Source organism: Luteimonas sp. TWI596, from assembly GCF_039674105.1.
Taxonomy (GTDB): Bacteria; Pseudomonadota; Gammaproteobacteria; order Xanthomonadales; family Xanthomonadaceae; genus Luteimonas.
This window is the reverse complement of sequence record NZ_JBDJMU010000006.1, coordinates 148837-160942: the sequence shown is the minus strand read 5'-3', so window position 1 is coordinate 160942 and position 12106 is coordinate 148837. Positions and strand designations below refer to the sequence as shown.

The following is a 12106-nucleotide window of genomic DNA, read 5'->3' as shown; positions in this document are numbered from 1 at the left end:
AGCGTGCGCCGATGATAGCCCGGCCTCAGCGTTTGGTCGTCACCGCGCGGCGCAGGTTGTGGCGCGCCTGGGTATCCAGGCGCGCATGGAAGCCGTCGTCGAGATACAGCCGGTCGCGCGCCAACAACGCCTTGAGAAAGCGTCGACGGTTGAGCGCATACAGCCAGCGCGGCACATGGCGGTACTCGGACGCGATGCCACGATCGTAGGCATCGAACGCGGCGGGATCGGCGCCGAGAATGGCCATGTCGCAGTCGAGGAAGCGCCGGGTGTCGTCTCCCTGCGCGTCATGCGAGAAGTCGTCCGGCGCGAGGCTGCCGTGGCGCGCGGTGAGTTCGATCAGCTCGACCACGCGCGCGACATCGACGCCCGCCTCGGGCAGCCAGCGCGCGATCGCGTCGGCCGCCAATTGCGCCGAGCGTGCCTCGTTGTCGCTGCGGCCGGCCTCGTAGATCGCGTCGTGGTAGAGCACCGCCAGCCACACCTCGACCGGCTGCGCCCAGCCCTCGGCCGCGGCGACGGCATCGTAGTGGCGCAGCAGCTCGGCCACATGCTCGAGGTTGTGATAGGCGCGCGGCGGCGTGGCGTAGGCCGCCTCCAGCGCAGCGCGCATCGGTGCCGGCAACGCGATCGGTCCCGGCCGGGTCATGTCGCCACCCGCCACGGCCGCACCACCAGCAGCGCACCGACGCCCACCAGCACCGCGCCCACGACCCGCATCGCATCGATCGGGCGCGGCTGCGAGAGCACGCCGAAATGATCGACCAGCAGCGAGCCGACCAGTTGCCCGGCCACGATCAGGCAGATCATGCCGGCCGCGCCGAGCCGTGGCACCAGCAAGGTGCCACTGAACACGAACACCGCACCGATCAGCCCGCCCAACCACAGCCACGGCGGCAGCGCGGCCAGCTCGCGCAGCGTCGGCCAGGGCGTGCGGCTGGCCGCCAGGGCCAGCCCGAGCGCGCAGGTGCCGACGGCGAACGAGACGAAGGACGCGAACAGCGCCCCGTGGGTCAGCGCGCCCAGGCGCGCATTGAGCAAGGCCTGCAGCGGCAGCGCCATCCCCACGATCGCGGCGAGCGCGATGCTGGACAGCAGCCAGATGTTCATGCGGAGCTCCGGCAGGGCGGCGGATCAGTCTACGTGCCGCGGCCCGAGCCTGCGCGCGCTCATGCCGCCGGGCGGTCGCGCGGCAAGGCCAGCAGCGCACCCAGGCTCAACAGCGCCGCCACCGCGAGGTAGGCACCGACTGCGTGCAGGCCGAAGCGACCGCCCAGCCAGGTCGCCAGATACGGCGCAAGCGAGGCGCCGAAGATGCCGGCCAGGTTGAACGCCAGCGAGGCGCCGGTGTAGCGGACCGTGGCGGGAAACAGCTCGGCCAGCAGCGTGCCGACCGGGCCATAGGTCAGGCCCATCAGCCCCAAGCCGATCATCAGGAACGCGAGCGTGGCACCGGAGCTGCCGGCGACGAACAACGGCGCAAAGCCCAGGCCGAACAGCGCGATGGCGATGCTGGCCAGGATCATCGTGCGGCGACGGCCGACGCGGTCGGCATACAGCGCCGACACTGGAATCGTCGCAGCGAAACACAGGACGCCGACCAGTTGCAGCAGCAGGAACTGCTCGCGGGTGTAACCGAGCCGCGCGGTCCCCCAGCTCAGCGCGAAGACCGTCATCAGGTAGAACAGCACGAACGTGGCCAGCGCGAGCAGCGTGCCCAGCAGCACGCCGCGCCCATGGCGCAGCAGCACCTCGCGCATCGGCAGGCGCACTCGCGCATGACCGTCGAGCACACGCTGGAAGTCGGGCGTCTCGGTGATGCGCAGGCGCACCCACAGGCCGACGAGCACCAGCAGGGCGCTGGCCAGGAACGGAATGCGCCAGCCCCAGGCCAGGAACGCCGACTCGTCCATCAGCCGGCCGAGCAGCAGGAAGGTGGACGTCGACAGGAAGAAGCCCAGCGGCGCGCCGAGTTGCGGGAACATGCCGTACCAGGCGCGCTTGCCGGGCGGTGCATTCTCGGTCGCCAGCAGCACCGCCCCGCCCCACTCGCCGCCCAGGCCCAACCCCTGACCGAAACGGCACAGCGCGAGCGCGATCGGCGCGGCGATGCCGATCTGGGCGTGGGTGGGGAGCAGGCCGATGACGACGGTGGAAATGCCCATCGTCAACAGCGCGGCCACGAGCGTGGCCTTGCGGCCGATGCGGTCGCCGTAGTGGCCGAAGACCGCCGATCCTATCGGGCGGGCGATGAACGCCAGCGCGAAGGTGGCGAGCGACTGCAGCGTCGCCGCGGCGGGATCGGCGTCGGGGAAGAACAGCGCCGGGAACACCAGCACGGCCGCGGTGGCATAGATGTAGAAGTCGAAGAACTCGATGGTCGTGCCGATCAGGCTTGCAAACAGCACACGGCCTTTCGAGTTGGGCGGCGTCGGGGACATGGTGAAGGCGGCGCGGGGAGAGCCGGCATTCTGTGCAGGACTGGCCATGGCTTGCAAAGATGCCGGCTGTGCGCGTCACCTCTCCCTGCCTGCGGCGGCATTGGACACGCGCCGGCGTGTCGGTTGGGGCACTGGCTCGTCGCGGAAAAAGGCCCCCATCCCAACCTTCCACCCGTAAAGGGCGCAATGCTCCGTAAGCCGGGGGAAGCAGCTCAAAGCCGTCATCGCGCGGGATCACCTCCCCCGTACGCGGGGGAGGTCCACCCACTGGCGGCACTCTGCGCAGTGCGGGTCCTCACCTCCCCCGCACGCGGGGGAGGTCGACACGCGCAGCGTGTCGGGTGGGGGCACGGGCCCGCCCGACACGCCGCGCGGGATCAGAACGTCGTGCGCAGCGACAGGGTCACGTTGCGCGGTTCGCCGTAGAAATTGCCGCGGCCGGTGGCGGAGATCCGAGTGTAGTAGACCTTGTCGAACAGGTTGCCGACATTCAGGCGCACAGTGAGGTTGTCGCGCACCCGGTAGCCGACCAGTGCATCGACGACGGCGTAGCCGCCCTGCCGCACCACGGTCGGCACGGCCGCGTAGGCGTTGCCGCCTTCCACCGGCGAGTACCAATTCACGCCTGCGCCCAGTTGCAGGCCTGCGAGTGCACCGGCGGTCACGTCGTAATGGGTGAACAGCTTCAGGCCATGCTTGGGCGAGATCCGCGTGAACGGCCGGTTCTCGTTGGTACTGTCCTTGGCATAGGCGTTGGTGTTGTAGGCGTAGCCGCCGAAGATCGACCAGTTCTCGGTGATCCGGCCGTTGGCTTCCAGCTCGACGCCCTTGGACTCGACCTCGCCCTCGGCGACGTAGAAGCCCTCGTTGTCCGGGTCAGGTTGCGCGCGACCGACCTGATCGATGCGATAGGCGGCGGCGCTGAGCAGCAGGCGGCCGTCCATCAGCGCCCCCTTGACGCCACCTTCCCACTGCTCGCCGCGCGAGGGATCGATCAGCCGGCCATCGGCGGTACGGCGCTCTTGCGGCTGCAGGCTTTCGACGTAGCTGCCGTAGACCGTCCATTCCCCGCTCAGATCGTAGGTCAGGCCCGCGAAGGGCGTGACTTCCGACGGCATGCGATTCTCCGTCCAGGGGCCCAGACGCACCGGCTGCGGATTGGTCAGGCTGGGACGGTCGCGGGTGAAGCCGTTGCGCGCTTGGATCTGCCACTGGCTCAGGCGCGCGCCGGCCAACAGGTTCAGGCGCTCGCTCAGGCTCAGATTGGCATGACCGTACACGCCCCACTGGCGGGTCTTGCTCAGGCCGCCGCTGTTGGGCTGATAGCCGGGGCGCGGGATCGCGGTGTCCGGATTGAACACGTCGATGCGTGCGAACGCGCTGTCGCGCCATTCGACGTAGCTGTAGTCGCTCTTTTGCAGATCCGCGCCGATCAGCACGTCATGCTCGCGGCCGAACAGGTCGAACGCGCCGCCGACATTGACGTCCACGCTGGTCCAGCGTTCGGTCGTGTCGCCGTAGTAGGCGATCTGGTTGACCCAGCCGTTGTCCGGGCGGACCGCGCCGTTGCCGATGTAGGCGTAGTAGTTCTCCGAGTCGTCGCGGGCGCGCTGGAACGTGGCCTTGGCGTGCCAGGCCTCGCCCAGACGCCAGTCGAGTTCGGCGAAGCCGACGATGCTCTGGCTGTCGAGCGCGTTCCAGTCGGCCCCCAGATAGGTCGAACGCCGCACGGGCAGCAGGCCGCCGCCCACATAGCCCGGCAGACCGGTCTGGATCGGCGCCAGATAGTCCTGGTAGTGCGCGCCGACGGTCAGCGTCGCGGCGTCGCCCAGATCCAGCGAGGTCACGCCGTAGGCGACATAGCGTTCGCGGCGGCCGACGTCGTAGAACATGTCCGATTCGTGCGCGGAGGCGGCAAAACGGCCGCGCAGTTGTCCGCCTTCGACCAGCGGTCCGCCGACGTCGATCTCGGCGCGGGTATTGTCCCAACTGCCTGCCAGCAGCGCGCCGCTGGCGTGGAACGTGCGTTGCGGGCGCTTGCGCACCAGGTTGATCGCGCCGCCAGGCTGCGCGGCACCGGAAAACAGGCTCGACGCCCCGCGCAGGACTTCGACGCTCTCGTACACGGTCAGGTCGGGCCGCGGTCCGGGGTAGCCGGTCGACGGCACGCCGTCGATGAGGTAGGTGCTGATGTTGAAGCCGCGCGAGATGTAGGTCTGTCCTTCGGAGCTGACGCCGGTCACCGTGATGCCGGGCGTCTGCATCAACGCGTCCTCGAGCGTGTAGAGGTTGCGCAGTTCGATCTGCTCACGCGAGATCACCGAGATCGTCTGTGGAATGTCCTTCAGATCCACCGCCTGCTTGATGCCGGCCGCGTAGCGCGTGCCGTGCACATTGACCTGGTCGAGCGAGGTCGCATCCGCGTAGCGGCCGCTGTCGTTGTCCGCGGCTTGCACCAGGATCGGCGCGGCCGCCACGAGCAGACCGAGCGCCAGCGCCAATGGACGACGGGCGAGCGGCGCCGCCGTCGCGGGGACGGCACAGCCGAACACAGGAGACGAGGCAGTGGAGCGGACAAGTCGAGCGGTACAACGGGACATGGGGGTTCCTTGGACGACGGGCAAAAGACGGCATGCGTCGCGCGCCGGAAGCGGCGCGACGGGTGGCAGGGAGGGCTGGCCGGTGCGAGCGGTTGCGCACGGGTGGCGACTGCGGTGATCGGCGCCCAGAGGGCACGCCGAATTCGAGAATGATTATCGTTCATTAACGCAATGTCAACGCGTGCGTCGTGCCTGGACGCGCGACGCGCCCTACGTCACAGCCCCCGCGCGACCCTGGCGCGATTGGACAGATCGACACATCGAGTATACGATTAGGCGCCACATCATATGGCGGCAACACATGGAGTTGGAACAGAAGTACCGCGCGTTGTTGCAGCAAGCCGAACAACGGCAACTCCCGGACGTCGACGGCATGGCCCTGTGCTTCCGGACGCTGTCGCTGGCCGCGGCCATCGATCGCGATTGCGCCGCGCTGCTGGCGCCCTACGGATTGTCGGAAGGGCGCTTTGTGATGCTCTTCCTGCTCGAAGCCGGCGAAGGACTGGCCCCGCACGCGCTTGCCGAACGTGCGGGGGTCACCCGCGCCACGGTGACCGGGCTGCTCGACGGCCTGGCGCGCGAGGGCCTCATCGAGCGCAGGGCCGATCCCCATGATCGCCGCGCGCTGCGCATCCATCTCACCCGTCAGGGCAAGCAGCGGGCGCGCCGTGTGTTCGATGCGCATACGCGGTGGATCGCCAGTCTGTTCGGCGGATTGAACCCAGCCGAGCGCACCCAACTGGCGACACTGCTGGACAAGGTCGCGATGCGGTTGCCCCCTGCCCTGCAGGCGGCAGCACAATGAGCGCATCGGCCCGGCGCACGGGCGCCATCCGCGCATCCGACATCCCTGTCGAGGTGCTCGAGGCGCTGTCGCTCGGCGCGCTGCCCAGTGCGACGCTGGCCGAAGGTCTCGCGGTCGATCAGGCCCGGCTGTTGCGGACGGTCTTTCCGCGCTTGCCGCCGCACGCCCTGACCAACGCGGACGCCGCCTGCCGGCTCGGCATCCTCAAGCGCATGCGCGCGATCGCCCAGGTGCTGCTGCAGGCCCTGGGGCCGGCCGGCATCGCGGACTGCCAAGCGCATGCCTCGGACACCGTGCGCGGCTGGGCTTGTTTCATGATCGGCCAGCAGCCGGACATCGACCTGCCCCGCCGGCTGGAGGCGATCCGACCGTTGGCCGACGACCTGCACTTCGGCGTCCGCGAGTGGGCCTGGATGGCGGTTCGCCCGCAGCTGGCGCAGGACCTGAACGCGGCCATTGCGCAGCTGACCCCGTGGACCGCCTCGCCCTCCGAACGCCTGCGCCGTTTCGCCAGCGAAGCCTTGCGCCCGCGCGGTGTCTGGTGCGCGCATATCCCGGCCCTCAAGCAGCAGCCGCAGATCGCGCTGCCTCTGCTCGAACCGCTCCGCGCCGACCCCGCCACCTACGTCCAGGACTCGGTGGCGAACTGGCTCAACGATGCAGCGAAGGATCGCCCCGACTGGGTCCGCGGGCTCTGCACGCGCTGGCGTCAGGGGCAGCCGACCGAAGCCACGCGCCGTATCTGCACCCGCGCCCTGCGCAGTCTGGACTGACAGCACGCGCCCAGCTCCGCACGCCGACGCGCCGGACACTCCCGCGTGTCATGCCAGCTCGCCGGCCTGCACATCGCGTCCGCGCAGGCGGACGCTGCCCCACAGTGCGAACAGCAGCACTGCGGCGCCGGCCACCAATCCGACGGCGAAACCGGCACGCGTGCCACTGTGATCGACGACCTGTCCGGAGGCCGCCGCCCCCAGCGCCACGCCGACATTCAAGCCGGCCAGCAGCCAGGTCATGCCTTCGGTCAATCGATGCGCGGGCACCACGCGCTCGATCAGCGACATGGCCACGATCATCGTGGGCGCGAAGAAAAGCCCGGCGATGAAGACCATCCCGGCGAGTGCGCCGATGCTGTCGACCAGCCACAACGGCATCGTCGTCGCGGCCGTCGCCAGCCCGCCCGTCAGCAACTGCCGATGCAGCGGCATCGCCAGGCGCACGGCGCCGAACAGCAATCCGGCCAGACACGAACCGAAGGCGTAGGCCGACAGCACCAGGCTGGCGGCCGCGGGCTGGCCCATCTGCCCGGCGAACGCCACGCTCACGATGTCCACCGTGCCGACGATGACGCCCATCGCCAGCAGCAGCAGCGCCAGCAAGCGCACCTCGGCCAAGCGGATCACCGAGCCCGAGCGATCAGCGCCGCCGCCCTGTCCCGCGGCCGGCGGCTCGGTGCCGCGCTGCACGACCAGCGCCGCGGTGCCCAGGGCCAGCAGCAGGGCCGCCACCAGCAGGCCGGCCTGGGGCCAGACGACCACCGACACCCCCACCGACAGCGGCGGCCCTGCGATGAAGGCGACCTCATCGAGCACTGTTTCCAGCGAGTACGCGGTCTGCAGCCGCGGCTGTCCGCGATAGATCGCCGTCCAGCGCGCCCGCACCATCGCCGACATGCTCGGCATACAGCCGGCCAGCAGCGCGCCGGCGAACAGCGTCCAGTCGGCGGCAGGCCAGTGCGACCCTGCGATCAACAGGCCCAAGCCGGCGACGCTGATCGCGCTCGCGACCGGCAACACGCGGCGCTGTCCGTATTGGTCCACCCACCTCGAGATCTGCGGCGACAGCAGCGCATAGGTCAGCACGAACGCCGCCGACACCGCGCCTGCGAGCGCATAGCTGCCGCGCAGTTGCGCCAGCATCGTGATGATGCCGATGCCGGCCATCGGCAACGGGATCCGGGCCAGCACACCGGCGAGCACCAGCCCGCGGGTGCCGGGCAAGGCGAACAGTTCCACATAGGGATTGCGCAACACCGGCCTCCTGGATGCGCTTGCCGCGCGAGCGCGTCAAGCCGACAATGCATACGTCTCGTATGAATAGAATCGTATATTCATACGGATCGTATGTAAATACTGTTGCGTCGAAATCGAGGAGATGGCGATGGTGCGTCGCACCCGCGCGGAAATGGAGAAAACCCGGGCGGCCTTGCTGGCCGCCGCCCGCGACGCGTTCGCCCACCACGGCTACGCGGAGGCCTCGATGGACGCGCTCACCGCCCAGGCCGGCCTGACCCGCGGCGCGCTGTATCACCACTTCGGCGACAAGCCTGGCCTGCTGGCCGCCGTGGTCGCGCAGATCGATGCCGAGATGGACGCGCGCCTGCACGCACTCTCCGAATCGGCCGACACCCCCTGGACAGGACTTACGAGTCGTTGCCGTGCGTATCTGGAGATGGCCCTGGAACCGGAGATCCAGCAGGTGGTGCTGCGCGATGCCCGGATCGTGCTGGGCGGCGCATCGGCGCAGTCGCAGCGCGCGTGCATCGCATCGATGCAGGGCCTGCTCGAATCGCTGATGGCACAAGGCGTCGTCGCCACGACCGACCCGCAGGCGCTGGCCGCGCTGCTCCACGGCAGCCTGACCGAGGCTGCGGTCTGGATCGCGACCGGCGAGGACGGCGACGACCAGGCGCGACTGGCACGGAGTCTCGACGCACTGGACCTGTTGTTGCGCGGACTGTTGCTTGCTTGAGGCCCATCGCCGGTCAGCTCGCAAAGAATCGGCCGCGCACAACGAAAAAGCCCCGGCGCAAGCCGGGGCCTCGAAACGGACGCGTGGGCCGGCCCCTGAAGGCCGGCCGACGATCAGCCGCGGTCCTTGAGTTCCTTGAGCGCGTGCTTGCGCGCGCGCAGCTCGTCGTGCGTCGCCCGCACTTCCGGCAGCAGGCGGGTCACGACGTCGCGCGCGGCCGGCGGCGTGTCCGCATCGCGCGCGGCTTCGTCGAACGCCTCGAGCAGGCGGTCTTCCGACTCTTCCAACTCGGCGACGTAGCCGTATTCCTTGTCGCCGAACGCGGCGCGCACCTTGCCGTAGAACTGCTGCAGCGAGCCGACCATCGTGCCCGAGGTCTCCGGCTTGCCGCCGACGGCCTGTACAGCGGCGCTCAGGTCGGTCACCAGCTGCGACTTGTGCGCAGCGATGCGCGAGAACAGCGTCTTGAGCTCGGCGTGATCGACCTTCTGCGCAGCTTCCTCGTAGAAATCCTTGCCGTCGCGGGCGATGGCGATGAGGTCGTTGAGCGTATGCGCGGACTTGTTGGTCATTTGGGTCTCCGATCGAATGAGGGGATGGCGCGGCGCGAGCGCGATGGAAGGTCGCGGGCCGCATCGTCCAGGCGGGCAATGACTGCGCGTGGCCGTGGAGCGATGGGGCCTACCCTAGAGACCGGTCGGGCAAGGAGACGTGACGCGCGAGCGACGATCTTGTGAAAGCGCGAAGGCCCGGCATGCGCATGCGCTGCGGCTGCTCCAGACCAGGGCAGCGCCCTTCCGTCACCGCGGCAGGGCGCTGTATCGATGCAGGCCTCAACCTGCGGCGTCTGCCTTCGGCAGCGCGTAATCGAGCTGGTAGGCCGGCGGCTCGCCGCCCGGCCCGGTCAGATAGTGGCGCATCCACTGCACCAGGCGGAGCGAATAGTCGTAGCGCGAAGCGCCGCGGCTGTTGCCGTGGCCCTCGCCGGGGTACAGCACCAGGCGCACCGGGGCCTGGCCGGCCAGCTTGAGATACCGGTAGAGCATGTAGGACTGCATCACCGGCACGCGCGGGTCGGCCTCGCCGTGCAGGATCAGCGTCGGCGTGCGCGACTTCTGCGCGTGCGTGATCGGACTGGCCTGGCGGTACATCTCCGGGCTCTCCCACGGCCAGGTCTGCATGTGCACCTGGTACTGCTCGCGCGGGATGTCGCCGGTGGTGACCAGGCTGGCCTGATCCGAGATGCCGACGAACATCACCGACGCGGCGAAGCGCGCGCTGTAGTAGGTGGCGCCCCAAGCGCTGGCGTAGCCGCCGTAGGAGCCTCCGGTGATGCCGACCTTGTCGCGGTCCACCAGGCCGATATCGACCAGGTGATCCACGCCGTCGACCAGGTCGTCGAACTCTTCCATGCCCGGCCGGCCGTGGTCGAGTTTGGAGAACGCGACGCCGCGGCCGGTGCTGGCGCGGTAGTTGGGGAAGAACGAAGCGAAGCCCTGCGCGGCCAGCGTCTGCGCCGGCTGCGCGTAGCTGTTGAGCCAACCGTTGACGTTGTGCGATTCGGGGCCGCCGTGGACGACCACCACCAGCGGCACCCGCGCATGGCCCCGGCGCTCGAGCGGGTGCACCAGCAGGCCCTCCAACTCCAGGCCGTCGCGCGCGGTGTAGCGCACGACCTCCTGCCGCGCCAGCCGCACATCGGCGAGCCACGGGTTGCTGCCGGTCAACCGTCGCGGCTCGGCGCTGCCGGCGGCCAGGTGGAAGATCTCCGACGGGTGCGCCGGCGTGCTGCCGACCAGGGCGAGGTCGCCGTTGCGCGCCACGCTCAGGCCCATGTGCACCGGGCCTGCGGCCGGCAGCAAGGTGCGCTGGCCGGTGCCGTCCACGGCGATCTCGGCCAGCCGGCTCTGCACGCCCTCCTGGCTGAGGAACACCAGCGTCGACGCATCGCGCCAGCCGACATGCCAGACGTGGCCTTCGAGCCCGGGCAGCAGGTCGCGCTGCGCGCCGCCGGTCTTGCCGACCACGGTCAGCCGACCTTCGCTCGGATCGTTGGCATCGGCGGCCGAGATGATCGCCAGGTGTTCGCCATCCGGGCTCCAGGCGATCTCGCCGAGCTTGCCGGGGTTGTCCACGCGCCCCAGTTCGCGGCCCTCGGCCGAATAGATGCGCACGCGCGCATCGACCATCATGTCGTCGGTGAGCTGGCGCGGGGCCACGACCACCGCCAGCCGATCGCCGGCCGGGCTCCAGCGCACGGTGCGCACGCTGCCTTCGATCGCGAGCTTGCGCGGCGCTGCGCTGCCGCCCAGTTCGGCGATCCACACCTCGACCGGGCGCCAGTCCTCCTCGTAGACCTTCTGCGAGAAGCCCTGCTCGCGCAGTTGCTTGCGCGCCGCGTCCTCGGGCTGCGCCGCCAGCAGCGCGGCGCGGTGGCCGTCGGGCGAAAGATCGAAACTGCTGATGTCGCCGGCCAGGTGCGCAACCGCGGTCGATTCGCCGCCACGCAGCGGAATCGTGTACAGCCGCCGGGTCGCGTCGCCTTCGCGCTTGCTCAGGTAAGCGATCGACTGCCCATCGGGCAGCCAGCGCGGCGCGGAGACATCGACCTGGCCAGTCACGAAGCCACGGTCGTGGCCTGCACGGTCGACCACGTGCAGTTCGCTGCGCGCCGGACCGTCGGGGTCGGTGCCCAGCGTGCGCGGCACCGACAGGACGTAGGCCACTTCGCTGCCGTCGGGGCTGATCGCGGCCTGGTTCGCGGCCCGCGTCTGCGCCACCTGTTCGAGCGTCATGCCGGCGCTCTGGCGCGCGGCGACGGCCGGCGTCGCGGTCGCCAGCACCAGCGCGCAGGCGATGCCCATGATCCAACGTTGCATCCGGATCTCCCCGATCGAAAGACAGCCTCGGACTTTGACCGGCTTCGACGAGCGGCGCAACGGCGCGCGGGCCGAACAGCGACCAGGCGCCAAGCGCCCCCTCGCCTGACCCGCCCACGCGCGCCAGACGCTGCGTTATCGCGTGCGTCCGCAAGCGGCCAGATGACGCTCTCGCATCAGGAGAAACGCAGGCAATGCAAGCGAGGGACCGACGGCCAGGCATCCAAGTGGGAGCCACAGCCCGCGCATCCGGAGCCGCCGCCCTTCGGCGACGATCAGCACGATGACCACAACACCGGACACCAGAACATCCGCCCAAGCGAATGCGGCAATGGGCGTGGCCACCGCTTGCGCCACCAACAACGGCACATCGACGCCGTGCCGGGCAAGCCACGGCAGGAACCGAGAGAGCGGGAGCGCAGCGCCCAACACGCACAGCACGAGATAGATCCATTGCATGGCGTGTCTCATCGGGATCCCGATCTCGGCAGAAGGCCGGCGAACGCTAGCCGATCCTGACGGCGATTGAAATCACCGTGCCGGTCACGACGAACGCGGCAGCCTGCGCGAATGGACCGACACCGCTCCGATGTCGACGCAGGCCGCCCCCGGTCCAGAATCCGCATGGCA

Annotated in this window: 11 protein-coding genes; 3 read left to right on the top strand and 8 right to left on the bottom strand. The window is 69.6% G+C overall.

Going from position 1 to position 12106, the window contains the following annotated elements; translation table 11 throughout:
- Nucleotides 1–25: 25 nt before the first annotated feature.
- From ABE487_RS06830 to ABE487_RS06815, 4 genes are all read right to left on the bottom strand, one after another.
- Nucleotides 26–649 carry a hypothetical protein gene (locus tag ABE487_RS06830; RefSeq protein WP_346444654.1) on the bottom strand — a complete coding sequence of 208 codons (624 nt, stop codon included), beginning with the start codon at nt 647–649 and terminating at the stop codon, nt 26–28.
- Nucleotides 646–1110, bottom strand: coding sequence for a DMT family transporter (locus ABE487_RS06825; protein ID WP_346452492.1), 465 nt, complete (start codon nt 1108–1110; stop codon nt 646–648). Before ABE487_RS06825 ends, ABE487_RS06830 begins: the two co-directional genes overlap by 4 nt.
- Before the next feature lie 59 nt (nt 1111–1169).
- Nucleotides 1170–2441: an MFS transporter gene (locus ABE487_RS06820; protein WP_346447498.1), complete on the bottom strand. Its 1272-nt coding sequence runs from the start codon at nt 2439–2441 to the stop codon at nt 1170–1172.
- Between the two features lie 377 nt (nt 2442–2818).
- The gene (locus ABE487_RS06815; protein ID WP_346452490.1) at nt 2819–5041 is read right to left on the bottom strand and encodes a TonB-dependent siderophore receptor; all 2223 of its coding nucleotides are present in this window, start codon (nt 5039–5041) and stop codon (nt 2819–2821) included.
- Nucleotides 5042–5342: 301 nt separating this feature from the next.
- Between ABE487_RS06815 and ABE487_RS06810 the strand changes: the two genes are divergently transcribed.
- Nucleotides 5343–5846, top strand: coding sequence for a MarR family transcriptional regulator (locus ABE487_RS06810; protein WP_346444662.1), 504 nt, complete (start codon nt 5343–5345; stop codon nt 5844–5846).
- Nucleotides 5843–6619: a DNA alkylation repair protein gene (locus ABE487_RS06805; protein WP_346444664.1), complete on the top strand. Its 777-nt coding sequence runs from the start codon at nt 5843–5845 to the stop codon at nt 6617–6619. Before ABE487_RS06810 ends, ABE487_RS06805 begins: the two co-directional genes overlap by 4 nt.
- A 48-nt stretch (nt 6620–6667) precedes the next feature.
- Here ABE487_RS06805 and ABE487_RS06800 read toward each other — a convergent pair whose 3' ends face one another.
- Nucleotides 6668–7876 (bottom strand): MFS transporter, encoded by a 1209-nt coding sequence (locus ABE487_RS06800; protein ID WP_346452488.1) that lies wholly within the window; start codon nt 7874–7876, stop codon nt 6668–6670.
- 130 nt (nt 7877–8006) lie between these two features.
- On the opposite strand from ABE487_RS06800, the gene ABE487_RS06795 reads away from it, so the two are divergent.
- Nucleotides 8007–8597 (top strand): TetR/AcrR family transcriptional regulator, encoded by a 591-nt coding sequence (locus ABE487_RS06795; RefSeq protein ID WP_346452486.1) that lies wholly within the window; start codon nt 8007–8009, stop codon nt 8595–8597.
- A 113-nt stretch (nt 8598–8710) separates the two neighbouring features.
- Here ABE487_RS06795 and ABE487_RS06790 read toward each other — a convergent pair whose 3' ends face one another.
- From ABE487_RS06790 to ABE487_RS06780, 3 genes are all read right to left on the bottom strand, one after another.
- Nucleotides 8711–9169, bottom strand: a complete 459-nt coding sequence (locus ABE487_RS06790; protein ID WP_346444670.1) for a PA2169 family four-helix-bundle protein — start codon at nt 9167–9169, stop codon at nt 8711–8713.
- Nucleotides 9170–9430: 261 nt separating this feature from the next.
- Nucleotides 9431–11476, bottom strand: coding sequence for a S9 family peptidase (locus ABE487_RS06785; protein WP_346452484.1), 2046 nt, complete (start codon nt 11474–11476; stop codon nt 9431–9433).
- A 135-nt stretch (nt 11477–11611) separates the two neighbouring features.
- Nucleotides 11612–11935 (bottom strand): DUF2834 domain-containing protein, encoded by a 324-nt coding sequence (locus ABE487_RS06780; RefSeq protein WP_346447493.1) that lies wholly within the window; start codon nt 11933–11935, stop codon nt 11612–11614.
- Between the last annotated feature and the right edge of the window lie 171 nt (nt 11936–12106).